Below are 22,214 nucleotides of genomic sequence, written 5' to 3'. Positions count from 1 at the left end.
TGCCCGTGTCGACCCGGCTTATCGCAGGCGGCGGGGGTCGCGCAACCGCGATGGCGGTTTGGCCTCGCGTCCGGATCGCGTAGAAGGGGGCTGATCTCCGCCGAGGACCCGCCATGACCCCGCCGCCTTCCGCCCCTGCCGACGCCCCTGCCGACGCCGCAGTCCCCAAGGCCTCAGACATCATCATCGACTGCGATCCGGGGATCGACGACGCCATCGCCATCCTGCTGGCCGCGGCCTGTCCGGAGCAGGTGCGGATCGCGGCGCTGACGGCGACCCACGGCAATGTCGGCCTGGATCTCACCGCGCGCAACGCCCGCAAGGTGTTGACCCTGGCGGGCCGGCCGGAGGTGCCGGTGCATGCCGGCTGCCCGCGGCCGCTGACCGCCCCGGTGCATGACGCCGCCCATATCCATGGCGGCAATGGTCTGGGCGGGATCGACCTGCCGGACGGCGAGGGCGGGATCGCCGAGGGCCACGGGGTCGACGCGCTGATCGCCGAAGCCCGGCACGACCGAACCCTGGTCGCGGTGGGCCCGCTCACCAATGTGGCGGTGACCCTGATCAAGCAGCCGCAGACCGCCGCCCGCTGGCGCCGGCTGGTGATCATGGGCGGCGGCGTGGAGAAGGGGAACGTCACGCCCCAGGCGGAGTTCAACATCTTCACCGACCCGGAGGCCGCCCGCACCGTACTGACGACGACGGAGTGGCCGGCCGAGTCCCGCCCGGTGCTGTTCCCGCTCGACGCCACCCACCAGGCACTGCTGTCGCCGGAATGGATCTCCGATCTCGCCGGTAGCGGCGGGACGGTCTGCCGGACGGCGGCGGCCATGCTCGGCGGCTACGACACTCCCAGCACGGCGGCGCGCGGCGGCAAGGCGGTGCATGACGCCATGGCGGTCGCCTGGACGATCCGTCCGGAGCTGTTCGAGACCCGGTCGGCACGGGTGGAGGTGATCACCGACAGCGGTGCGGCCCGGGGTCGCACAGTGGCCGATTTCGCTTCCACCGAGCCGACGGCTGATATCGTAACCGGGGTCGACGCGCCGGCCTTCATCGACTGGCTGAAGGAGCGGCTTATGTCGCTTGACGCGGCCCGATCCGACGGCTGAACCGGCTGGCACAGCGCGCATGACGACGGGACTGAAACTTGGCATGGTAGGACAATGACGCTGACCGATCCCCTGATCGCCACCCTGGTGGTTCCCGTTGCGGTGGCGGTGGCCGTGGCGCTGCTGATGCGGCTGATCGGTGGCGCTGGAACGGGCGCGCGGATCGCCGATTTCGGGATTCCGGTGGCGCTGATCGTCGGTGTCGCCCTGCTGCCCGGCCTGGCGCCGACGCCGCCGGTGACGGTGATGGAGAAGCTGGTCTGGCTGGCGGCCGCCGGCGGCCTCATCGGTATCCTGATCGAGATGGTGACCCAGACCCGGTTCATCTCGGCGGTGGCGGCGTTCTTCTGGCCGTTCCTGGCGGTGGTCTGGACGTCCGGCATCGACGTGACGGCGATCATCTCCGGCGAGACGCCGGCCCATCAGTTTCCCTACCGGGTCTTCGAGGTGTCCGCCGTCGCCGGCCTGATCGTCGGCAGGATGCACCAGATCGCCGAGGTGGAACTCTGCGCTCCGGTGTCGCTGATCGTGATCGCGGCCGGGCTCGGCGCACTCGGGATGGTGACCGGGCCGGGCTATGCCTGGGCCATCGGTCTGCCGCTGGCCGCGGCGGCGCTCGGCTGGGTGATCTGCAACTGGCCGAACCGGCGCCTGCCCTTCGGCGCCCCGGGCGAGATCGGCGGCTCCGCTGTGGCGATCGCGCTCGCCGCGGTCATGGTCTATCAGGGGCGCGTGCCGGTGGTGCTGGTGGTTCTGGTGCTGTCGGCGCTGGCGATCGAACCGCTCGCTCGGCGCTTCGTGGCGACCAATGCGCTGACCAAGTCGGAGGCGGTGCGGCCGATCGCGCTGGCGGCCATTCTGGCGCTGCCGGCGGTGCTGGCGGTGATCCTGGCGGCCTACGCCCCGGCGCTGGTTCCCAATATCTACCGGCCTTAGCAGGGGGGCGGTTTTCCCCACTCCTTGCTATCTCACCATCTCCCACTCTCACTGCCCGGATTTAGTCCGGGCCCTACATATCGGCGTGCTACCGCCCCCAACCTGAGCGCTTTCCGGGCGTAGGCCCCGGCACAAGGCCGGGGAGTGGCGTGAGGAGGGGCGGTAAGGGGAGAGGGAAGGAGAGAGGGAAGGAGAGAGGGAAGGAGAGAGGGAAGGAGAGAGGGAAGGAGAGGCGGCTTACGCCAGCCCCTCCAGCCCGGCGTCCACGCTGAGCGACTGGCCGGTGATGTTGCGGCCGGCCTCGGAGCAGATGAAGAGGATCTGGTGGGCGATGTCGCCCGCCGTCACGAAGCGCTTCATCAGGGTCACGTCGGCCATCTTGGTGCGCATCTCGTTCTCCGAGATGCCGCCGGCCTCCGCCTTGGCCTTGATCACCCGGTCGATGCGCGCGCCCTCAACGGGGCCCGGTTGGACGCAGTTCACGCGGATGCCGTGGGGGCCGAGTTCCATCGCGCAGGTGCGGGTGAAGCCGACGATGCCGAACTTCGCCGCCGAATAGGGGCTGCGCAGCGGGAAGCCGAACTTCCCGGCGGCCGAGGACAGGTTGACGATGCTGCCCCCGCCCGACTTGATCAGTGCCGGCACTGCCTTCTGGGTGCCGAGGAAGGCGCTGGTCAGGTTCACGGTCAGACAGGAGGTCCAGTCCTCCAGGGACACCTCCTCCACCGGCGCGGTCGGCCCGGCGGTGCCGGCGTTGTTCACCATAATGTCGAGCCCGCCCAGGGTCTCGATGCCTCTGTCCATGAAGTCCTGGAAGGCGGCGGCGTCGCCGACGTCGCAGGGCACGCCCTGCAGGCCCGGGATGGTGGCCTTGGCGTCCTCCAGCGCGTCCACGTCCAGGTCGCAGGTATAGACGGTGGCGCCGGCCGCGGCGAAGACCTCGGCGGTCTTGCGGCCGATGCCCTGGGCGCCGGCCGTGATGATGGCGCGCTTGCCCGTCAGATCGAGTTTCATGGGGTCCCTCCGGTCCTGGGTTTCTTGGTCGGAGCGACTATAGCGAGGCCTTGAACGGCGCGTCAGTCGTTCAGATTGAGTTTTTCGCGGACGTCCTTCCGGATCGTCTCCACATCCTTGCCGCTGAGCATGACGCCGGCGACGACGAAGGCGAGGGCCAGGCCGAAGGCCGAGAACATCGCTCCGGTGCCCCAGGCCGGGCCGTAGGTCTCCCAGATGAAGACCGTGCCGAACCAGAACCCGCCGAAGGAGGCCAGCGCCGCCAGCAGCAGGAAGCCGACCCGCATGCAGAGCCCGCCGATCCGGTTGGCCGACATCAGCTCGCGGAACATGGCCGACGCCTCCGCCTCGGCGATGGCGCGGGTGATCTTGGTCTGCGCGATCCGGGCCCAGTCGTTGTAGGACATGCCGGTGCTGCCATCGAGCCGTCCCGGGTTCAGGATCGCCTCCTTGAGGTCGGCGACGATGGCGTCGGCGCGTTCCTTTGGCGTCTTGCGCTTCAGGCTCGGATAGATCGGCCCGTCATCCGCGTTGCCGGGAGCGTTCGCCGGCGGCTCGCGGAACACCGGAGGCGGCACCGTTCCCGCTCCAGCGCCGGCGGGTCCGCGGCGGGGCAGCGGGGCGGCGCGGGCAGGGCGGTTGGACGGTGGACGCATGCGCTGTTCCGCTCGGATCGACATCGGGCAGGTCCGCGATCAGACGGTGCCGCGGAGCATTCTCTCGCGAAAATACCGGTTCAGCGTGTCGAAGGCGACCGAATCCAGGTCGTTGAACGCCACGCCGACCGAGCCGTCCTCGTCGTCCTTGCGCCGGACTTCGCCGCTGGTGCGGAACAGGGCGCCCGGGCCGGCGGTCGGTACGAAGACGCGCATGGCGGTGCAGTCGCCCGGCTCGAGCGCACCGGAATACTCCAGAACCCGGAGGCCGCCGAGGCTCCAGTCGCCGATGGCGTAGGGGGCGTTGCCGATGACGACGGTCATGGGGGCGGAGATCCGGCGGGTGCTGCGGCGGTCGGCCTGGCGGGAGGCCGGGGCATGGGTGGCTGGCATGGGAGTCATCTCCGATTGATGCTTCATCGTGTCCTGCGGAGGCGGTGTCCGAAGGCACGGTCTCCGCCCGTCATGCAGCAACCGGCGTGCCAGAGGAGTGGCCATTGATTTCCAACGATTCGCGCTGCCTCGACCGGCGCGTGCAGCCCGGCCGACGGCAGAATCTGCCCGGCCGATGGCGCCCCTGTGGATCGCCTTTGCCCAGTACGGGCCTTGCGGAGGAACGCTGCGTCGCTAGGCGGTGTGCTTGCTCACCGGGCCAAGATTGGGCCAGGCGGGGCGGGTCGAGACGTCCTTGGAGCCGCAGGAACTGCAGCGCATCCGCGCACCGATCTCCGGCACCGGGAAGGCCGGCCCGAGCTGGGCGATGAGCATGGCCGTGGACGCCTCGGCGTAGTGGCTGCACCGGTTGCACCAGCAGAACACGCCGACCTTGGCCTGCAGCAGATCCCCCAGTTGGGCCGCCCGCTGGGAGCGATCCTTCTGGTCCATCATTTCCCGCTTCAACCGTCCCATGCCGCGACATCCTCGTCCTGCCGTCTGGAATGAGAACATAACAAGAACATTTGAAGCGAACAATCGGGAGCGAAATTCAACCACGGTTCGATTCAGTCGTAAGTTGTATTGGAGAGCAGATGAATGAGGGAAACAGGTACTAATGTTCTGAAGAATGTTTGTGATGTTTTGTGTGGTTATTCATCTTCCCCTTCGTCATGCCGAACGCGTTTCGCGATGACGGATAAGGAGGAGGTCTCAGGGAGAGAAAAGCGCCGAGCGCGCCCTCAGCTCTGCACCAGCCGCGGCAGCTTCTCGAACACGGCGAGCACGTCGAGCAGGCTCGCGCTGCTCTTCAGGCGCTTGGGCCCGGCGAAGAGGGCGAAGGTCGGGCGCTTCTGGCCGCGGCGCTGGGTCTTGCTCACCGAATAGAGCGGCCGCTCGTGGGTGTGGCGGAAGATCGAGAACACCGCCATGTCCTCGTGCCGGTCGAGCGCATAGTCGCGCCATTCGCCGGCGGCCACGCGGCTCGCATACAGCGAGAGCAACTGACCCAGCTCATTACGGGTGAAGAAGAAGTGGCGGACCGACTTGCGCGTGCTCGGGAGACGGATGAGATTTTCCATCGGCCGGCGGATATCCTTGCGTTACCTAGCCTGTCTGCTAGGAAGTCTTCCTGAATTTGCCGGCGGGGTAAACCCCCAGTGGTTCAACGCCGGGGTTCAACGCCGGGGTTCAACGCCGGGACATGTCCCCACCGCCGCGCCGCCGTCAGGGGGCGTTGGCCGGTGCGCGTTGATTTCCGCACGTCCCGCCGCTAGGTTGCGCGACCGCCGCTTATCCGCGGACGACCGTGTTCCGGATGCGGCAGGCGGGCCGGACACCAGAGTTTGGAGAACGATGCCGTGGCCGACATCTTCCGGGAAGTCGACGAGGAACTGCAGCAGGAGCGCGCCGCGACGCTGTGGAAGAAGTATGGCGGCTGGGTCATCGCGCTCTGCGTTGGCATCGTGCTCGCCGTTGCCGGCAACGTCTTCTGGCGCGAATACCAGGCCGGTCAGCGCGCCGAACAGGCCGCAGCCTATGCCGACGCGGCAGCGCTGCTGGGCGAGAACAAGCCGCGCGAGGCGGCCGAGGCCTTCGCCGCCCTGGCCGATGCGGGGGATGCCGGCTACGCCGCGATCGCCCGCCTGAGCCAGGCCGCCGCCCTGGTCGACGCCGACGACATCCCGGCCGCCGCGGAGACCTACATGGCGATCGCCAACGACGCCTCGGTGCCGGCCCCCTATGGAGACCTCGCCCGGCTGCACGGGGTACGGCTGCGGATTGGCTCCGCCGATGCGCCGACCCTGCACAGCGACCTCGCCCCGTTGCTGACCCCCGGCAACGCCTGGGAGCCGCTGGCCCGCGAGACCGAGGCCGCGATCTCCATCCAAGAGGGGAACATCGACGCTGCCCGCGAATCCCTGAAACTGATCGCCGACAACCCGGAGACGCCGGGCCAGCTGCGCCAGCGCGCCAGCGAACTCCTCCAGGCCCTGGGCGGGTGAGGTCAGCGTGATCCGCTTCGGCGCCCGTTTCCCCCTCGTCGCTTCGCTCGCCGCCACCCTCGCGCTCTCCGCCTGCGGTAGCGGCGATTTCTTCGGCGAGGATGCCAAGATCCCGCTCCCGGGCGAGCGCATCCCCGTGCTGCAGATCGGCGAGGGCATCCAGGAAGACCCGAGTCTCGCCGATACCCAGGTGATCCTGCCGCGTCCCTATGTGAACGCCTACTGGTCCCAGCCGGGCGGCAACGCCTCCAAGGCGCTCGGCCATGTGGATGCCGGCGACAATCTGGCCCAGGCCTGGTCCGTGTCGGTCGGCAGCGGCGGCGATGACGAGGTGTCGCTCCTGACCCAGCCGCTGGTGGTGGGCGACACCGTGCTCGTGCTGGACAGCGAGGCCAATCTGCGTGCGCTGAGCGCCGCCAACGGCCGCGAGCTCTGGGAGCATGACCTGAGGCCGGAGGACGAGGACGACGCGGTCTATCCGGGCGGGATCGTCGCCGATGCGGCGAACGTCTATGCCGCCACCGGGTTCGGCGAGGTGATCTCCTTCGCCATTGCCGATGGGTCGGAGAACTGGCGCGTGCGCCTGCCGGGTCCGGTGCGCGGCGCGCCGGCGATCGCCGAGGGGCGCCTGTTCGCCGTGACCCTGGAGAACCGCACCATCGCCCTGTCGACCAGCGACGGCTCCCGCATCTGGGAGCATCAGGGCATCACCGAGATCGCGTCGCTGCTGGGCGGTGCCGCCCCGGCGGTGCAGGGATCGACCGTGCTGATCCCGTATTCCTCCGGTCAGCTCTTCGCCCTGCGGGTCGAGACCGGCCGGGTGGTCTGGGTGGAGAACCTGTCGAGCCTGCGCGCCATGGATGCCATCTCGCGCCTGTCCGACATCCGCGGCAGCCCGGTGATCGACGGCGATCTCGCCTTCGCGGTCAGCCATGCCGGCCGCATGGCCGCCATCGACATGCGCTCCGGTCGCCGGGTGTGGGAGCGGGCCATCGGCAGCACCTCCATGCCCTGGGTGGCCGGCGAGTTCGTGTTCGTCGTCAGCCTGACCGGCGAGGTCGTGGCCCTGACCCGACGCGATGGCCGGGTGCGCTGGGTGCACCGACTGCCGCGCTTTGAGGACATGGAGGACCAGCAGGACCCGATCCAATATGCCGGACCGGTCCTGGTGGGCGACCGCCTGCTGGTGGGCTCGTCGGACGGCTTCGTCTATGCGATCTCGCCGTATACCGGCAAGCTGCTCGGCCGGATCGACGTCGGGGACCCGGTGTATGTTGCCCCCATCGTGGCCGGCGGCACGGTCTACGTGCTCGACAACGACGCGCAGCTTCGCGCGTACCGCTAGGGGACCTGCCATGGCGCTCAAGGTCGCCATCATCGGCCGGCCGAATGTCGGCAAGTCGACGCTGTTCAACCGGCTGACCGGGACCAAGCACGCCCTGGTGGACGACACCCCGGGCGTGACCCGCGACCGGCGCGAGGGCGACGGGCGGATCGCCGATCTGACCTTCCGCATCGTCGACACCGCCGGCCTGGAAGACGCCCTGGACGACAGCCTGGAAGGCCGCATGCGGCGCCAGACCGAGGCCGCCGTGCAGCAGGCCGACCTGGTGCTGATGATGATCGACGCCCGCGCCGGGGTGACGCCGCTGGACGCCCATTTCGCCGACTGGCTGCGCCGGGTGAAGGTGCCGGTCACCGTCCTCGCCAACAAGTGCGAGGGCCGCGGCGGGCTGGCAGGCTTGGGCGAGGCCTATGGGCTCGGCCTGGGCGAGCCGGTGCCGATCTCCGCCGAGCATGGCGAGGGCATGGGCGAGCTCTACGACATCATCCGCGCCCGGATCGAGGCCGACCCGGTGCTGGCTGCCGAACTGGCCGCCCAGTACGATGAGGAAGAACCGTTCCCCGAGGAGGTCGAGGACGGCGTCGAACTTGACGATGCCGATCTGGAAGAGGACGCGATCCTCAAGGACACCGGCCCGAAGGGACCGCTGAAGCTGGCCATCGTCGGTCGCCCGAATGTGGGCAAGTCGACCCTGGTCAACCGGCTGCTCGGCGAGGACCGGCTGCTGACTGGTCCCGAAGCCGGCATCACCCGCGACGCCATCGAGGTGCCGTGGACCTACAAGGGCCGCGAGATCCACCTGATCGACACTGCCGGGCTGCGCCGCAAGGCGCGGGTGGTGGAGAAGCTGGAGCGGATGTCGACCACCGACAGCATGCGCGCCGTGCGCTTCGCCCAGGTGGTCATGCTGGTGCTCGACGGCGAGCAGATGCTGGAGAAGCAGGACCTCGCCATCGCCCGCACGGTGTTGGAGCAGGGCCGGGCGCTGATCATCGCCGTGAACAAGTGGGACGCCGTCGCCGACAAGAATGCCGCCGGCCAGCGCCTGCGCGACCGGCTGGACACGTCGCTGACCCAGGTGCGCGGGGTTCCCTGGATCGCCGTCTCCGCCCTGCGCGGCACCAACCTGGACAAGCTGCTGGACGCGGTGTTCGACATCTACGACGTCTGGAACACCCGGATCCCGACCAGCCGGCTGAACCGCTGGCTGGAACGCATGGTCGAGCAGCATCCGCCGCCCCTGTCCAAGGGGCGTCGCCTGCGCCTGCGCTACATGACCCAGGTCAAGGCCCGCCCGCCGACCTTTGCCGCCTTCGTCAGCCAGGCCGACGAGCTGCCCGAAAGCTATGTCCGCTACCTCATCGGCGGGCTGCGGGACGAATTCGGGCTGGCCGGGGTGCCGATCCGGGTTAACCTGCGTAAACGGCGCAACCCCTACGTCGACGACCGCTAAGCTGCGGCGCGTGGTGGGGCGACCGCCGGTTGCAGCGCTGCACGGAGCCGCCATGCGAGGCCGCGGTAAGACAAAGCTGGATGCCAGGGTCTCCATCGCGGACCTCGCGCGGATGTATGACGGGCGCAATGACGGCAAGCCGCCGACCCATCGCTACACCAAGGGCCAGATGCCCCTGCGGCGCACTTCGCTCAATCAGACCGGCACCGTGAACCAGGGCGGCACCAGGCTGGCCCGGCTGAAGGCCCGGGCCTCGGGCATCCGCTATGCCCTGCAGACCGAAGCGATGGACCGCACCAAGCTGCGCGAACTGGAACAGACCCTGCGCAACCTTGAACTGGCGATCCGGGGCATGGAAAATACCCTGAAGAGCGAGTGAGAGGACGCGGTGGGCGAAATACTCAGCAGGCTCGTGGAGGATTGCCGAGCTGCGGCAGTTTCGGCCGACCCGGTGGCCGAGGTGAGGGCGGCGCTGGCCCTGGTGACCGCCGATCCTCGGAAGACCATCGCCGAGATTCCAGAGTTCGAGGGCGAGGACTATGTCCTGCACCGAGCGGAAGACCTGTCGGTCTTCCTGGTGCGACAGGCGCCCAACACCGCCGGCCCGCCCCATGACCACGGGATGACGGCGATCATCTCGATGCTGGAGGGGGTGGAGATCCACCGCCGCTACTGGCGCGAGGGCGAGCGCATCTCCCTGGACCGGGAGCAGACGGCTAGGCCCGGCGGCGTCCTGGTGCTGGCGCCGCGCGACGTCCATGCCATCGCCAACCCGGACCCGACCCCGTCCCTAGGCGTCCACGTCTATCTGGGCGATATCGTCGGCATCGAGCGCGCCCTGTGGGATCCGGCGTCCGGCGCGGCGCTGCCGTTCACCCTGACCGACTACGAGAGCAGGGTGCGCGCCTACCGATAGGCCGCCTGAGTCGGTTTTTGTGACAGCGACAGTGTCTTGACTCCTGGACGTTGGGGTCAGAGGTTGAGGTGTGCTGCGCTGGCTTGGCTGGCGTATCCATGAGGATCGGCTCCGCCTGTCCCACACCAGACCTTGGACTTCCATCCCAATGCTACGCCCTGAAAGCTTCGTGTCGGTCAACGACGACCTGGACATGTCCGATATCGGCAACTTCCCGGTCCTGTCCGGCGTGTACGAGACCTGGTTGCGGGTCGGCGAGGGGGCCACACCCACGGTGGTCGACGCCCTGGACCTGCCGGCCAAGGCGCTGCCCTATCTGATGCTGGTCGATCTTGACGGCACTGAGGATGCGGTGATCCGGCTGGCCGGCACGGCGGCCTGCGACATCTACGGGCGGGAGTTGAAGGGGACCAGCGTGCACGAGTTTTTCGGGGCCAGGGACGCCCGGGTCGTTCTGGACGACCTCCAGACCGTGGCCGAGACCGAGGCGCCGATGCTGACCCAGCGGTCCTACGTGTCGATCAACGGCAAGCCGTGGAGCTATGTCCGGCTGCTGCTGCCGATCCGCCCCGACGGCGGCTCGGTCACCCGAATCCTGAAGGCGCTGGAGCCCAGCCGCTTCAGTGCCGAACCGGTGCGCGGTCTGCGCGCCTGAACCGCCGTCAGACCATCAGGTAGGGTATGCGGCGGCCCCGCATTAGCCCTGGGCGTCGATCCGTTCGCCATGGGCGACGCAGGCCGGGGAGGCGAGGTCGAGGAAGGCCGGCGCGATATCCTCCGGCGTCTTCAGGGTCATCGGATCCTCGCCCGGGAACGCCGTCGCCCGCATCTTGGTGCGCGTGCCGCCCGGGTTCAGAAGGTTGACCCGCAGGTTGGTCCGCCGGGTCTCGCCGGCATAGGCGCGGACCATGGCCTCCAAGGCAGCCTTGGAGACCGCATAGGCGCCCCAGTTCGGCCGCTCGCCCACGGCAGCACCAGAGGTCACGAAGATCGCCCGGCCGGCATCGGACTGGCGCAGCAGCGGGTCGAGGCTGCGCACGAGGCGCTGGCAGGCGGTCAAGTTGACCGTCATCACCTCGTCCCAGAGCTTGGGATCGTAATGGGAGATCGGGCTGAGCACGCCCAGGATGCCATGGTTGGCGACCAGCACATCCAGCTTGCCCCAGCGCTCGTAGATCGAGGCGCCCAGTCGGTTGACCGCCTCGCCATCGGTGATGTCCATCGGCACCAGGGTGGCCGAGCCGCCGGCCGCTTTGACCCGGTCGTCGGTCTCCTCCAGTCCGCCGACGGTGCGCGCCACCAGGATCAGGTGGGCGCCCTCGCGGGCGAAGGCCTCGGCCACGGCGGCGCCAATGCCGCGCGATGCGCCGGTGATGAGCGCGACACGCCCTTCGAGAATGCCAGTCATCTAGTCCTCAGGAGGCTTCGGCGAGCAGGGAGAGCTGACGGGTCCGGCCGCCGTTGTAGTCGGTCAGCGCGATCGGATAGTCGCCCGTGAAGCAGGCATCGCAGAATTGCGGCTGGTCGTTGTTCCGCGCCGCTTCGCCCATCGCCCGGTACAGACCGTCGATGGAGATGAAGGCGAGGCTGTCGACGCCGATCTTCTCCGCCATCTCCTCCACACTCATCTGCGCGGCGAGCAGCTTCTCGCGCTCCGGCGTGTCGACGCCGTAGAAGCAGGAATGGGTGGTCGGCGGGCTGGCGATGCGCATATGCACCTCGGTCGCCCCGGCCTGACGGACCATCTCGACGATCTTGGTGGAGGTGGTGCCGCGGACGATGGAATCGTCCACCAGGATGACCCGCTTGCCCTCAAGCTGGCCGCGGTTGGCGTTGTGCTTCAGCTTCACGCCCAGGTGCCGCACCTTGTCGGTCGGCTGAATGAAGGTCCGACCGACATAGTGGTTTCGGATGATGCCCAGCTCGAACGGCAGGCCCGAGGCCTCGGCATAGCCGATGGCGGCCGGCACGCCGGAATCAGGCACCGGGACGACCACGTCGGCATCGACGCCGCTCTCGCGCGCCAGCTCGCTGCCGATTCCCTTGCGGGCGGCATAGACGCTGTGACCCTCGACCATGCTGTCGGGGCGGGCGAAGTAGATGTACTCGAAGATGCAGAACCGGCTCTGGCGCGGACGGAACGGGAAGAAGGACCGCACGCCCTTGCCGTCGATCACCACCAGCTCGCCCGGATTGATGTCGCGCACGAAATCGGCGCCGATGATGTCCAGGCCGCAGGTCTCCGAGCAGAGGATGTAGGCCTCGCCGATCTTGCCCAGCACCAGCGGACGCACGCCGAACGGATCGCGCAGGCCGATGAGCGTGTCCTTGCTCATGCAGATCAGGGAATAGCCGCCTTCCACCTGGTTCATCGCTTCGACCAGACGGTCGACCACCGAGGCACGCCGGGAACGGGCGATCAGGTGGATGATGACCTCGGTATCCATGGTCGACTGGAAGATCGAGCCCTGGCGCACCAGGCCCTCACGCACCTGCAGGGCGTTGGTTAGGTTGCCGTTGTGGCAGAGCGCGAAGCCGCCGAACTCCAGATCCGCGAAGAGCGGCTGCACGTTGCGCAGCGCCGTCTCGCCGGTGGTGGAGTAGCGGGTATGGCCGATCGCCGAGTGACCGACGAGTTGGTCCATGACCTCCTGATTGTCCTCGCCGAAATTCTCGCCCACATGGCCGAGGCCGCGGTGGACGTTGAACGTCGTCCCGTCGGTGGCCACGATCCCGGCCGCTTCCTGACCGCGATGCTGCAGGGCGTGGAGGCCCAGGGCGGTGTGCGCGGCGGCGTCGGACGTGCCGAAGATGCCGTAGATCGCACACTCTTCATGGAGATGGTCGTCGTCATAGGGAGAGGTCGTGAGCGTCATGCGCGGGTCCGGTCCTCACTCGAGGGGGAGAAGTCGGCGGGGTCATACCCCATCCGATCGACGGCCGCCCTCCAAAACGAAACAGCACCCACCTATTGGGTGCTTTGGATGGCGCGGTTCAGTTCCTGACGTTCCTTGTCAGTATACCCCTGATCGCCTCCCGACGCATCGGGATTCGGGCTGTCGCTGCGTGGAGTTGGGCTGAGCAGCCGTTCTTTCAAGGCCTCGCGGGTCTCGTCCTCAGCCTGTCTGCGGAGTCGCGCCGCCTCGCTGTCGGCCTGGCTGCGCAGATGCTCGGGCACCAGCGTGACCAGCATGTCCGATCCGGCCACGATCAGAGGTAGTGATTTGGCCTCGGTAATCCAAGTGGGGTGGTCCTGCGGATCGGGTTCGGCCCAAAGCACCAGCAGGTAGGCGACACAGACCAGGACGGCGCCACGCAGGATCCCGAACAGGAAGCCCAGCGACCGGTCCACCGCGCCGAGCCCCACCATCTGCAGGGCGCCACTCGCCAGTCGGGCGAGGATCATGAACACGATCAGCGCGACGATGAACAGCACGCCACCCGCGATCAGCTCACCCAGCGGCCCATCGATGCCGGTCAGATCGACCACGATCGGGGTGGCCGGCTTGTAGCCGTAGATGCCGACCGCCAGCGCGCCGACCCAGGCGACGATGGAGAACACCTCCGCGACAAAACCGCGCATCAGCGCCAGCAGACCCGAGAGGACCACCACCGTGATGACGGCGATGTCCGTGATGTTGATCGGCAGAGAATCCATTGAGGGCCCGTATCAGGAGGCGACGACTCGGCGGCCGATGCGGGCATCGTCGCCGGGATCATGGAGCAGGTCCACCAGATCATGTAGCCGGGAGATTTCGACCAAATCGAGGCCGCCGGACACCGCCTTGCCCCCCTTGCGCCGGGAGGCCGGCAGCAGCGCCTTCTCGAAGCCGAGCTTGGCGGCCTCCTTCAGCCGCGCCTCGGCCTGGGTGACGGCGCGCACTTCCGCCGACAGGCCGATCTCGCCGAACACCACGGAACCCTTGGGCACCGGAACGCCGGTCAGCGAGGAGAGCAGGGCGGCGGCCACCGCCAGATCGGCCGCCGGCTCCGAGACCCGAAGCCCGCCGGCCACGTTGAGGAACACGTCATTGCCGGCCAGCGAGACGCCGCAGCGGGCTTCCAGCACGGCGGTGACCATCGCCAGCCGGTTGCCGTCCCATCCGACCACAGCCCGGCGCGGCGTGCCGTAGGGGGAGGGGGCGATCAGCGCCTGGATCTCGACCAGCACCGGCCGCGTGCCCTCCACGCCGGCGAAGACGCAGGCGCCGGAGATGTCGTCCTGGCGGTCGGACAGGAACAGGGCCGAGGGGTTGGAGACCTCCATCAACCCGCCTTCGGTCATCTCGAACACGCCGATCTCGTCGGTCGGCCCGAAACGGTTCTTCACGCCGCGCAGGATGCGGAACTGGTGGCCGCGCTCGCCCTCGAAATACAGGACGGTGTCGACCATGTGCTCCAGCACCCGCGGGCCGGCGATGGCGCCCTCCTTGGTGACGTGGCCGACCAGCAGAAGGGCGATTCCGCGTTTCTTGGCGACCCGGATCAGCTCCTGGGCCGAGGCGCGGACCTGGGCGACCGTGCCCGGCGCGCTGTCGAGGGCGTCGACATACATGGTCTGGATCGAATCGATAACCACCACGTCGGGACTGTCGGCGGCCTCCAGGCTGGAGATGATGTCGCGCACGCTGGTGGCGGCAGCGAGACCCACCGAGGCCCCAGCTACGCCGAGCCGCTGGGCGCGCATGCGGACCTGGTCCACTGCCTCCTCGCCGGAGACATAGGCGCAGCGGCAGGTGCTCGACAGGCCGGCCACGACCTGGAGCAGCACGGTCGACTTGCCGATCCCCGGATCGCCCCCGATCAGGGTCGCCGATCCGGGGACCAGCCCGCCGCCAAGCACGCGGTCGAACTCACCGATGCCGGTGATCCGCCGGGGTGTCTCCTTGCTCTGGCCCGCCAGCTCGACGAAGTTGATGCGCCGGCCGCCGCCAGGCTTCATGCCCTTCGGCGCGGTCTCGACGACTTCCTCGACCAGGGTGTTCCAGGCGCCGCAGGCATCGCACTTGCCGGCCCATTTGGCCGTGACCGATCCGCATTCCTGGCAGACGTAGCGGCTGGTCGATTTCGCCATCCGTCTCTGGCTCCTCAGCCGCGCCGGACGGCCATCTGGATCGGCCCGTCGGCCCGGCCGTTGATGAACTGGTCGACATAGTCGTTGCCGGAGCTGTCGATCGTCGAGACCGGTCCGGCCCAGATGATCTTGCCCTGGTACAGCATGGCGACCCGGTCGGCGATCTTGCGGGCGCTGGCCATGTCATGGGTGATCGACAGGCCGGTGGCGCCGAGCTCGCGGGTGCATTTCACGATCAGGTCGTTGATCACGTCGGCCATGATCGGGTCGAGGCCGGTGGTCGGTTCGTCGAAGAAGATGATCTCCGGATCGGTCGCGATGGCCCGGGCCAGGGACACGCGCTTCTGCATGCCGCCGGACAGTTCGGACGGCGAGAGCGTCGCGACATCCTCGCTGAGGCCGACCTGGGCCAGCTTGTCGACGGCGACCTTGCGGGCCTCGGCCCGGTCCACGTGCTTGGCGGCGATCAGGCCGAAGGCGACGTTCTCCCAGACCGGGAGGCTGTCGAACAGGGCGCCGCCCTGGAACAGCATGCCGAACTTGCGCATGTAGGCCTCGCGCTCGGAGCGCGGCAGGCCGACCACGTTCTCGCCGTCGATCTCGATGGTGCCGCTGTCCGGCTCCATCAGGCCGATGATGCATTTCAGCAGCACCGACTTGCCGGTGCCGGAGCCGCCGATCACGACGACGCTCTCGCCATCGCCGATATCCAGGTCGAGGCCATTCAAGACGACCTTGGAGCCGAAGCTCTTCTTAAGGTCGCGGATGCGCAGCTTAGGGGTGTCGCTCATCGTGCTGCGCCCTTACTCCGCAAAGAACATCTCGGTGATGACGTAGTTCGCCACCAGGATCAGGATCGAGGCGGTCACCACCGCGTTGGTGGTCGCCGCCCCCACGCCCTGGGCGCCGCCGCGCGAGTTGAAGCCGTGGTAGCAGCCCATCAGCGCGATCAGGAAGCCGAACACCGCGGCCTTCACCAGGCCGGAGATCACATCGATCCGCTCCAGGTATTGGATCGTGGAGGTGATGTAGTTGGCGGCGTTGAAGTCCAGCTTGTAGACGCCGACCACATAGCCGCCGAACACGCCGATGATGTCGCCGATCAGCACCAGGATCGGCAGGCTGATCGTGGCGGCGATCACGCGCGGCGCGATCAGGTACTTGAACGGGTTGGTGGACAGGGTTGTCAGCGCGTCGATCTGCTCGGTCACCCGCATGGTGCCGATCTCGGCCGCCATGGCCGCCCCGACCCGGCCGGCGACCATCAGCCCCGCCAGCACCGGCGCCAACTCGCGGGTCATCGACAGCACCACCACCGTGGCGACCGCGCCCTCGGCGGAGAACCGGGCGAAGCCGGTATAGCTCTGCAGCGCCAGAACCATGCCCGAGAACAGCGTGGTCATGCCGACCACCGGCAGGGAGTAGTACCCGATCTCCATGAACTGCCGCAGGATCAGCCGCGGATAGAAGGGCGGCCGCACGCAATGGCCGACCGCGGCCGAGGCGAACAGTCCGATGCGTCCGGTGGTTGCCAGGATGGTCAGGAAACCCCGGCCGATCGTCGCGAGTGGATTCATCCGCCGGAAGTCCCCGATGGGTCGTTGCTGAAGGCGATCCCGGCCGTCATGCGCCGCCGTCGACGTAATGGCGCACATAGCGGCTGCCGAGTGCTGTGAGAAGCTCGTAGCCGATCGTGCCTGCCAGATCCGCCATCGCGTCGGGCGTCACCGTCGGACCCAGCACTTCCACCATCCCGCCGGGGGCGGTGTCGGCCGGATCCAGGTCGGTCACGTCGACCGTGATCATGTCCATGGAGACGCGTCCTACCACGTTGCACAGCCTGCCACCAACCGCCACGCGTCCCGCGGACGACAGGCTGCGGATGTAGCCGTCGGCATAACCGGCCGCCACCGTGGCGATCCGGGTCTCGCGCCCGGCCCGCCAGGAGCCGCCATAGCCGACCGTCCAGCCCGGCTCGACCGTGCGCAGCTGGAGAATACGCCCTTCGATTCGGATCGGACACCGCATCGGATTGTCGCTGCCGGCCGAGGGGCGGCCGCCATACAGCGCGATGCCGGGCCGGGCCAGATCGTGGTGATATTCGGGGCCGAGGAAGACGCCGGAGGAGTTGGCCAGGCTCGCCTTCATCCCGGCGGGCAGCCGAGCGCGCGCCGCGCGGAAGCGGGCGAGCTGCTGGGCGTTCATCGGATTGTCCGGCTCGTCGGCGGCGCAGAGATGGGACAGCATGTACAGCCAGTCGATGCCGTCGAGCAGCGACGGATCGCCCGCCACCCGGTCGAGCTCGCGCCCGTCCAGGCCGAGCCGGTTCATGCCGGTATCCACATGCAGCATGGCGGCGAGCGGCGCGCCGGTCTTCCCGCCATGGGCGCGCCACAGGGCGACCTGGCCGAGGTCGTTCAGCACCGGGACGATCCCGTGCTCCACATAGGCCGCCTCGGTCCCCGCCAGCAGGCCGTTCAGGCAGGCGATCGTGCCGTCGGGCAGGATCTGGCGCAGGCGCACGGCCTCGTCGAAAGTGGCGACGAAGAAGGTGCGGCAGCCTTCCTCGTACAGCACCGGCGCCACATGGTCGGCGCCGAGGCCGTATCCGTCGGCCTTCACCACCCCGGCGCAGGGCACGTCGCCCAGCTCCCGGCACAGCCGCCGGTAGTTCTGCCGCACCGCACCCAGATCGATGGTGAGGCGGGACAGGGCGGCGTCGAAGGCGAATGTCGTGGTGACCATCAAGGTCCGATATCAGGCGGGCGGGACGGCGACAAGCTGCAAGAGAGGCTTCACCGGCGCGGAAGATCGATCCATTCTCCGGACAAAACATGGAGGAAACATCATGACCGATACCGCCCGGATCGTCCGCGTCGCCGATGCGCTGGCCGATCAGCACGCCCGTCGCGCCCGCTACGAGCCGCTGGCCGGCGATCTGGCGCTGCCCGATCTGGACGCCGCCTATGACGTTCAGCGCCGGCTGATCGCCGGGTGGGAGGCCGGCGCCAAGGGGCCGATTGCCGGGTACAAGATCGCCCTGACCTCCAAGGCGGTGCAGGAACTGTGCGGCGTGAACCAGTCCCTGGTCGGCGCCATCTTCGCCTCCACCGTCCACACCTCGCCCGCCGTGGTGAAGCTGTCGGATTTCGTCAGGGTGGGTCTGGAATTCGAGCTTTGTCTGAAAATGGGGTCGGATCTGACTGATAAGTCAGGAAACTATACCGCCGACTCCGTTCGCGATGCGGTCGATCTCGCCGTACCCGCTTTCGAGCTGATCGAGGATCGCGACGCTGATTACAGCCGGCTCGACGGCGTCTCCATGGCGGCCGACAACGCCTGGTCGGGTGGCATCGTCCTGGGCGAGGCGACGGGCGACTGGCGGTCGCTCGACCTCGTCACCACGCCGGTGCGTCTGCAATACAACGACGACGTGGAGGAGGCGGTGACCGGCGCGGCCATGGGCAATCCGCTGACCGCGCTGGCCTGGGTCGCCAACCTGCTGGCCCAGCAGGGCCGCCCCCTGCGCGCCGGCCACTGGGTGATGACCGGCTCCACGGTGAAGACCCGCTATCCCAAGGCCGGCGACAAGGCGGTCTATACGGTGGAGAGGCTTGGCAGCGTCGAGGTCGAGGTGGCCCCGTAACCTACCGGACCCCGGCGAGACCCTCCGCCCAGTTGACTGCCTTCGCCATGTATCCTTGTGGGATGACGTGCCCGCCCGGGTGGAGGCAGAGCTGCAGCTCCTTGCCCGAGCCGCAGCCTCGCCAGATCTCGCAGCGCAGGTCGCCGGCCTTGGTGACCGCGCTCGGTTCGGCCGGGCAGCCGTTCTGGTCGCGCCAGAAATCGATCCCCTTCAGAACGTCGCCCTGGTGGTAGACCTCGCGGATCGGCCGCCCCTGCATCGGCACCACCGTGTCGCCGGTGCCGTGCACATGCATCAGGTTGACCGGACCGGACGGGCAGGCCTCCGGATGCGGCCGCCAGAAGGCGCCGGCGGTCGGCAGGAAGGCGGTGAACAGCGCGCCCTGGAAGCAGGCCTGGTGCCAGGTCATTGATCCGCCGATGGAGAAGCCCGAGGCCCAGATGCGGCGGGGATCCACCGGCCAGCGCCGCTTCGCGTCAGCCAGTATGGCGCGCACGAAGGCGTCGTCGTCGCGCAGCCTTTCGCGCATCGGCGCGCCCTGATGGGCCCAGCGCTTCTCCTCGCCGTCCGGGGCGATCACCAGCACGCCCTGGTCGTCGGCGAGGGCCATCAGGTCGGTGTTGCCCATGACGGCACCGCCGCTCTGGCCGAAGCCGTGGAAGAACATCAGCAGGGGCAGGGCGGAGGCCCCGTCCCAGCCCGCAGGGACATGGGCCATGTAGGTGCCCGCCTCGACCGCATGCCGCTCGGCAGCACCGACCCTGGCGGGGACGGTCAGCAGCAGAAGGGCGAGGGGAAGGAACAGGATCAGGCGGGACATCTCCGCACCCTGGAGGGCCGCCCGTCGGGCGTCCAATGACAAGACGGTGACCGGATTCGCATGGGTCTGGCGGGCCCGGTGGGAGGTGCGCGGGGGGCGCTATGCCCCGGTATTCCTCGGTTTCAGCCGACGGGTTGTGGAACCGCTCCCCGCACCGCACCATTTCCGTGGTGTTCAACCAACTGAAAGGAGGTGATCCGGTGTCTAGTGATCTTGCGATGCGGGGCGAGCTCGTGTGCCTTGGCAGGATGTCGGAGCAGCCTTCGGCGGCCGTCTGAAGCACGAAAAAGAGTTCGAGCCCTCATCGGCTCACGGAAAGGCCGCCCGCTTCGGGCGGCCTTTCTAGTTTGCGGGCTTGTTGTCCTGTACCTGCCCTTCGACACGGCCCCCGGCGCAAGGCCGGGGTCCTGCTCAGGGCGAGGTCATTCGCTTTCCAAGAGACCGTCATCCCGGACGCGCCCGGACCCGATCCGGGGGCGCGCCGGGACCCAGCCACGACGGTCGATGCGCGGTCCCGGCCGAGCCCCGGGTTGAACCCGGGCCTCGCCGGGATGAAGGTCGGTTTTTTGAATTGAATGGATCTGGCCGTGAGCGGCCCCGGCTCTTCGGCCGGGGCGTGTCGAAGGGGCGAAGGGCTGGGCTCGCGGCACCCGCTTCAGTAGTGATCCGGCACGTGGTCGTCCGCGACGTAGTTGGTGAACTTCGTCGTGGAGCCGTCGAAATGCAGGGTCACCACGCCGGTCGGACCGTGGCGCTGCTTGGAGATGATCACCTCGGCCTTGCCGTGGGCCTTCTCGCAGCGCTCCTTCCACGCGTCGTAGCGGTCGTGGAACTTCTGCGCGTCCTCCTCGATCCGCTGGATCGGCTCGGCCTTCTGCAGGTAGTAGTCCTCGCGATAGATGAACATGACGATGTCGGCGTCCTGCTCAATCGATCCGGATTCACGCAGGTCCGCCAGTACCGGCCGCTTGTCCTCGCGCTGCTCGACCGCGCGGGAGAGCTGGGACAGGGCGAGGACCGGCACGTCCAGTTCCTTGGCGATGGCCTTCAAGCCCTGGGAAATGGCGGAAATCTCCTGGACGCGGTTGTCGATACGGGCACCCGGGGCGGGCCGCATGAGCTGCAGGTAGTCGACCACGATCAGCGCCAGGCCGTGCTGGCGCTTCAGACGCCGGGCGCGGGTGCGCAGGGTGGAGATCGGGATCGCCGGGGTGTCGTCGATGAACATCGGCGCCCGTTCCAGGTCCTGGCTCGCCTCCACCAGCTTGCCGAAATCCTCGTTGTCGAGCTGGCCGCGGCGCAGCTTCTCCGAGGCGATGCCGGTGCGCTCGGACAGGATACGGGTGGCGAGCTGCTCGGCCGACATTTCCAGCGAGAAGAACGCGACCGGCTGCGGCGGGGTGTCCGGATCGTCCATCGATCCGGTGGCGATGTGGAAGGCGATGTTGGAGGCCAGGGTCGACTTGCCCATGGCCGGGCGGGCGGCGAGGATCAGCAGGTCCGACGGGTGCAGGCCGCCGAGCAGGTTGTCGATGTCGATCAGGCCGGTGGAATAGCCGGCCAGCCCGCCGTCGCGCTTGAAGGCGGCCTCGGCCTGGGCGACGGATTCCAGCAGCGCCAGCTTCAGTTCCTTCAGCCCGTTCTCGCCTTCGCCGGTCTCGGCCAGGGTGAAGAGCTGGTTTTCGGCCTTCTCGATCAGTTCCTGGGCGGCGGTGTCGAGGTCGCGGTCGAAGGCGTCGTTGACCACCGCCTCGCCGATCTCGATCAGCTCGCGCCGCAGGTAGCAGTCGCGGATCTCGCGGCCGTAATCGCCGGCGTTGATCACGGTGACGACGGAGGCGGCGAGCTTCACCAGATACTGGGCGCCGCCGACCTCGGCCAGGGCCTCGTCCTGGTCGAACAGGCCCTTCAGGGTGACCGGCGTGGCGATCTGGCCGCGGTCGATCAGCTTGGCGCAGGAGGCGAAGATGCGGCCGTGGACCGGGTCGGCGAAATGCTCCGGTCGCAGAAACTCGCTGACCCTTTCATAGGAACGGTTGTTGACCAGGATCGCGCCCAGCAGGGCCTGCTCGGCCTCCAGATTGTGCGGCGGTTCGCGGAAGGACGTCTCGGACGGGCCGGCATCGTCATGGACGAAGGCGGTGGGGCCGGGGAAGGGGGCGATGCTGGACTCGGGATCGGACATGGCGAGGCGGCTCGGCTTTGCTGTTCGTTTTCCCTTGGGACAGACTCTAACGCATAGCCCGTCGGGCCCCCGATTTGCGAGCCTCTTGCACATACTATTGAAAAGGATTGTGGGGACGAAACCGCGGCTTAGCTGTGGATTGTTTACCGGGGGAACGGCCGGCCCTAGGCTCGCGCGACTCGGCACATGTGAATGATACGCAGGCGGAACAACAGTGCCGGAACCGGAGGGGTGAATGACGGGGGTGATCGGTCACGTGTCGCTGGGCGTCGACGATCTCGATGCGGCGGGGCGGTTCTATGACGGCCTGTTGGGCGCGATCGGTGCCCCGCGCCGGGTGACGTTCGACGCCGCCCTCGCCTGGGGACGGGATCATGCGGAGTTCTGGGTCGGCACCCCGATCGACGGTCGACCCGCGAGCGTCGGCAACGGGACCCATGTGGCGTTCCTGTGCGAGCGCCCGGAGCAGGTGCGCGCGGCCTACGCCGCCGGGCTGGCCGCCGGCGGCACTGGCGACGGCGATCCCGGGCCGCGGCCGGAATACACCCCGGACTACTACGCGGCGTTCCTGAGGGATCCGGCCGGGAACAAGGTGGAGGTTTATTCGCTGTAGGGGAGG

24 protein-coding genes are annotated in these 22,214 nt (G+C 68.3%); 10 read left to right on the top strand and 14 right to left on the bottom strand.

Features of this window, described 5'->3' with window-relative positions:
* Positions 1 to 113: 113 nt before the first annotated feature.
* Both ACOQOP_RS09170 and ACOQOP_RS09165 read left to right on the top strand, forming a co-directional pair.
* Positions 114 to 1,112: a nucleoside hydrolase gene (locus ACOQOP_RS09170; RefSeq protein ID WP_420566023.1), complete on the top strand. Its 999-nt coding sequence runs from the start codon at positions 114 to 116 to the stop codon at positions 1,110 to 1,112.
* A gap of 54 nt (positions 1,113 to 1,166) precedes the next feature.
* Positions 1,167 to 2,048: a hypothetical protein gene (locus tag ACOQOP_RS09165; RefSeq protein ID WP_420566022.1), complete on the top strand. Its 882-nt coding sequence runs from the start codon at positions 1,167 to 1,169 to the stop codon at positions 2,046 to 2,048.
* A gap of 237 nt (positions 2,049 to 2,285) precedes the next feature.
* Here ACOQOP_RS09165 and ACOQOP_RS09160 read toward each other — a convergent pair whose 3' ends face one another.
* The 5 genes from ACOQOP_RS09160 to ACOQOP_RS09140 all read right to left on the bottom strand — a co-directional run bounded on the left by ACOQOP_RS09160 (position 2,286) and on the right by ACOQOP_RS09140 (position 5,154).
* On the bottom strand, positions 2,286 to 3,062 hold the full coding sequence (locus tag ACOQOP_RS09160; RefSeq protein ID WP_420566021.1) for an SDR family oxidoreductase: 777 nt from the start codon (positions 3,060 to 3,062) through the stop codon (positions 2,286 to 2,288).
* A gap of 62 nt (positions 3,063 to 3,124) precedes the next feature.
* Complete coding sequence (locus tag ACOQOP_RS09155) at positions 3,125 to 3,640, bottom strand: hypothetical protein (protein ID WP_420566020.1); 516 nt, start codon at positions 3,638 to 3,640, stop codon at positions 3,125 to 3,127.
* Positions 3,641 to 3,757: 117 nt separating this feature from the next.
* Positions 3,758 to 4,111 (bottom strand): PilZ domain-containing protein, encoded by a 354-nt coding sequence (locus ACOQOP_RS09150; protein WP_420566019.1) that lies wholly within the window; start codon positions 4,109 to 4,111, stop codon positions 3,758 to 3,760.
* Positions 4,112 to 4,345: 234 nt separating this feature from the next.
* The gene (locus tag ACOQOP_RS09145; protein WP_420566018.1) at positions 4,346 to 4,627 is read right to left on the bottom strand and encodes a hypothetical protein; all 282 of its coding nucleotides are present in this window, start codon (positions 4,625 to 4,627) and stop codon (positions 4,346 to 4,348) included.
* Between the two features lie 266 nt (positions 4,628 to 4,893).
* Complete coding sequence (locus ACOQOP_RS09140) at positions 4,894 to 5,154, bottom strand: DUF2794 domain-containing protein (RefSeq protein WP_420566017.1); 261 nt, start codon at positions 5,152 to 5,154, stop codon at positions 4,894 to 4,896.
* Between the two features lie 357 nt (positions 5,155 to 5,511).
* Between ACOQOP_RS09140 and ACOQOP_RS09135 the strand changes: the two genes are divergently transcribed.
* The 6 genes from ACOQOP_RS09135 (at position 5,512) to ACOQOP_RS09110 (ending at position 10,525) form a co-directional block, all read left to right on the top strand.
* Complete coding sequence (locus ACOQOP_RS09135) at positions 5,512 to 6,156, top strand: tetratricopeptide repeat protein (RefSeq protein WP_420566016.1); 645 nt, start codon at positions 5,512 to 5,514, stop codon at positions 6,154 to 6,156.
* Between the two features lie 7 nt (positions 6,157 to 6,163).
* Positions 6,164 to 7,501, top strand: a complete 1,338-nt coding sequence (locus ACOQOP_RS09130; RefSeq protein ID WP_420566015.1) for a PQQ-binding-like beta-propeller repeat protein — start codon at positions 6,164 to 6,166, stop codon at positions 7,499 to 7,501.
* Between the two features lie 10 nt (positions 7,502 to 7,511).
* On the top strand, positions 7,512 to 8,954 hold the full coding sequence (gene der / locus ACOQOP_RS09125; protein WP_420566014.1) for a ribosome biogenesis GTPase Der: 1,443 nt from the start codon (positions 7,512 to 7,514) through the stop codon (positions 8,952 to 8,954).
* A gap of 52 nt (positions 8,955 to 9,006) precedes the next feature.
* Positions 9,007 to 9,333, top strand: coding sequence for a hypothetical protein (locus ACOQOP_RS09120; RefSeq protein WP_420566013.1), 327 nt, complete (start codon positions 9,007 to 9,009; stop codon positions 9,331 to 9,333).
* 72 nt (positions 9,334 to 9,405) lie between these two features.
* Complete coding sequence (locus ACOQOP_RS09115) at positions 9,406 to 9,870, top strand: hypothetical protein (protein WP_420566012.1); 465 nt, start codon at positions 9,406 to 9,408, stop codon at positions 9,868 to 9,870.
* Positions 9,871 to 10,018: 148 nt separating this feature from the next.
* Entirely contained in the window at positions 10,019 to 10,525 is a 507-nt protein-coding gene (locus tag ACOQOP_RS09110) for a PAS domain-containing protein (RefSeq protein ID WP_420566011.1), read from the top strand.
* Positions 10,526 to 10,567: 42 nt separating this feature from the next.
* Here the strand turns inward: ACOQOP_RS09110 and ACOQOP_RS09105 are convergent, their stop codons facing one another.
* The 7 genes from ACOQOP_RS09105 to alr form a co-directional block, all read right to left on the bottom strand.
* On the bottom strand, positions 10,568 to 11,278 hold the full coding sequence (locus tag ACOQOP_RS09105; protein WP_420566010.1) for an SDR family NAD(P)-dependent oxidoreductase: 711 nt from the start codon (positions 11,276 to 11,278) through the stop codon (positions 10,568 to 10,570).
* Between the two features lie 7 nt (positions 11,279 to 11,285).
* Positions 11,286 to 12,746 (bottom strand): amidophosphoribosyltransferase, encoded by a 1,461-nt coding sequence (purF, locus tag ACOQOP_RS09100; RefSeq protein WP_420566009.1) that lies wholly within the window; start codon positions 12,744 to 12,746, stop codon positions 11,286 to 11,288.
* A 92-nt stretch (positions 12,747 to 12,838) separates the two neighbouring features.
* Positions 12,839 to 13,528: a CvpA family protein gene (locus tag ACOQOP_RS09095; protein ID WP_420566008.1), complete on the bottom strand. Its 690-nt coding sequence runs from the start codon at positions 13,526 to 13,528 to the stop codon at positions 12,839 to 12,841.
* A 12-nt stretch (positions 13,529 to 13,540) separates the two neighbouring features.
* Positions 13,541 to 14,944, bottom strand: coding sequence for a DNA repair protein RadA (gene radA, locus ACOQOP_RS09090; protein WP_420566007.1), 1,404 nt, complete (start codon positions 14,942 to 14,944; stop codon positions 13,541 to 13,543).
* 14 nt (positions 14,945 to 14,958) lie between these two features.
* Positions 14,959 to 15,735, bottom strand: coding sequence for an ABC transporter ATP-binding protein (locus tag ACOQOP_RS09085; protein WP_420566006.1), 777 nt, complete (start codon positions 15,733 to 15,735; stop codon positions 14,959 to 14,961).
* Positions 15,736 to 15,747: 12 nt separating this feature from the next.
* A complete protein-coding gene (locus ACOQOP_RS09080; protein ID WP_420566005.1) occupies positions 15,748 to 16,521 on the bottom strand; it encodes an MlaE family ABC transporter permease in 774 nt (257 codons plus the stop codon).
* Positions 16,522 to 16,567: 46 nt separating this feature from the next.
* Positions 16,568 to 17,689 (bottom strand): alanine racemase, encoded by a 1,122-nt coding sequence (gene alr, locus ACOQOP_RS09075; protein WP_420566004.1) that lies wholly within the window; start codon positions 17,687 to 17,689, stop codon positions 16,568 to 16,570.
* Positions 17,690 to 17,792: 103 nt separating this feature from the next.
* Here alr and ACOQOP_RS09070 point away from each other — a divergent pair, with 103 nt between their 5' ends.
* Positions 17,793 to 18,590: a 2-keto-4-pentenoate hydratase gene (locus ACOQOP_RS09070; RefSeq protein WP_420566003.1), complete on the top strand. Its 798-nt coding sequence runs from the start codon at positions 17,793 to 17,795 to the stop codon at positions 18,588 to 18,590.
* 1 nt (position 18,591) lies between these two features.
* On the opposite strand, the gene ACOQOP_RS09065 is transcribed toward ACOQOP_RS09070, so the two are convergent.
* Together ACOQOP_RS09065 and ACOQOP_RS09060 are read right to left on the bottom strand one after the other, a co-directional pair.
* Positions 18,592 to 19,410: an alpha/beta hydrolase family esterase gene (locus tag ACOQOP_RS09065; protein ID WP_420566002.1), complete on the bottom strand. Its 819-nt coding sequence runs from the start codon at positions 19,408 to 19,410 to the stop codon at positions 18,592 to 18,594.
* 655 nt (positions 19,411 to 20,065) lie between these two features.
* Complete coding sequence (locus ACOQOP_RS09060; RefSeq protein WP_420566001.1) at positions 20,066 to 21,595, bottom strand: replicative DNA helicase; 1,530 nt, start codon at positions 21,593 to 21,595, stop codon at positions 20,066 to 20,068.
* 235 nt (positions 21,596 to 21,830) lie between these two features.
* Between ACOQOP_RS09060 and ACOQOP_RS09055 the strand changes: the two genes are divergently transcribed.
* Positions 21,831 to 22,208 (top strand): VOC family protein, encoded by a 378-nt coding sequence (locus ACOQOP_RS09055; protein ID WP_420566000.1) that lies wholly within the window; start codon positions 21,831 to 21,833, stop codon positions 22,206 to 22,208.
* Positions 22,209 to 22,214: the final 6 nt, after the last annotated feature.

The sequence above is a fragment of the Thalassobaculum sp. genome, from assembly GCF_965223715.1.
In the GTDB taxonomy this organism is placed as follows: Bacteria; Pseudomonadota; Alphaproteobacteria; order Thalassobaculales; family Thalassobaculaceae; genus Thalassobaculum.
This window is presented reverse-complemented; position numbering and strand designations above follow the sequence as displayed.

Bases quoted from the DNA above. Each gene is read 5' to 3' on its own strand.
- ACOQOP_RS09170 (WP_420566023.1), top strand. From the start codon at position 114: ATGACCCCGCCGCCTTCCGCCCCTGCCGACGCCCCTGCCGACGCCGCA.
- ACOQOP_RS09165 (WP_420566022.1), top strand. From the start codon at position 1,167: ATGACGCTGACCGATCCCCTGATCGCCACCCTGGTGGTTCCCGTTGCG.
- ACOQOP_RS09160 (WP_420566021.1), bottom strand. From the start codon at position 3,062: ATGAAACTCGATCTGACGGGCAAGCGCGCCATCATCACGGCCGGCGCC.
- ACOQOP_RS09150 (WP_420566019.1), bottom strand. From the start codon at position 4,111: ATGCCAGCCACCCATGCCCCGGCCTCCCGCCAGGCCGACCGCCGCAGC.
- ACOQOP_RS09145 (WP_420566018.1), bottom strand. From the start codon at position 4,627: ATGGGACGGTTGAAGCGGGAAATGATGGACCAGAAGGATCGCTCCCAG.
- der (WP_420566014.1), top strand. From the start codon at position 7,512: ATGGCGCTCAAGGTCGCCATCATCGGCCGGCCGAATGTCGGCAAGTCG.
- ACOQOP_RS09120 (WP_420566013.1), top strand. From the start codon at position 9,007: ATGCGAGGCCGCGGTAAGACAAAGCTGGATGCCAGGGTCTCCATCGCG.
- ACOQOP_RS09110 (WP_420566011.1), top strand. From the start codon at position 10,019: ATGCTACGCCCTGAAAGCTTCGTGTCGGTCAACGACGACCTGGACATG.
- ACOQOP_RS09105 (WP_420566010.1), bottom strand. From the start codon at position 11,278: ATGACTGGCATTCTCGAAGGGCGTGTCGCGCTCATCACCGGCGCATCG.
- purF (WP_420566009.1), bottom strand. From the start codon at position 12,746: ATGACGCTCACGACCTCTCCCTATGACGACGACCATCTCCATGAAGAG.
- ACOQOP_RS09095 (WP_420566008.1), bottom strand. From the start codon at position 13,528: ATGGATTCTCTGCCGATCAACATCACGGACATCGCCGTCATCACGGTG.
- radA (WP_420566007.1), bottom strand. From the start codon at position 14,944: ATGGCGAAATCGACCAGCCGCTACGTCTGCCAGGAATGCGGATCGGTC.
- ACOQOP_RS09085 (WP_420566006.1), bottom strand. From the start codon at position 15,735: ATGAGCGACACCCCTAAGCTGCGCATCCGCGACCTTAAGAAGAGCTTC.
- ACOQOP_RS09080 (WP_420566005.1), bottom strand. From the start codon at position 16,521: ATGAATCCACTCGCGACGATCGGCCGGGGTTTCCTGACCATCCTGGCA.
- alr (WP_420566004.1), bottom strand. From the start codon at position 17,689: ATGGTCACCACGACATTCGCCTTCGACGCCGCCCTGTCCCGCCTCACC.
- ACOQOP_RS09070 (WP_420566003.1), top strand. From the start codon at position 17,793: ATGACCGATACCGCCCGGATCGTCCGCGTCGCCGATGCGCTGGCCGAT.
- ACOQOP_RS09065 (WP_420566002.1), bottom strand. From the start codon at position 19,410: ATGTCCCGCCTGATCCTGTTCCTTCCCCTCGCCCTTCTGCTGCTGACC.
- ACOQOP_RS09060 (WP_420566001.1), bottom strand. From the start codon at position 21,595: ATGTCCGATCCCGAGTCCAGCATCGCCCCCTTCCCCGGCCCCACCGCC.
- ACOQOP_RS09055 (WP_420566000.1), top strand. From the start codon at position 21,831: ATGACGGGGGTGATCGGTCACGTGTCGCTGGGCGTCGACGATCTCGAT.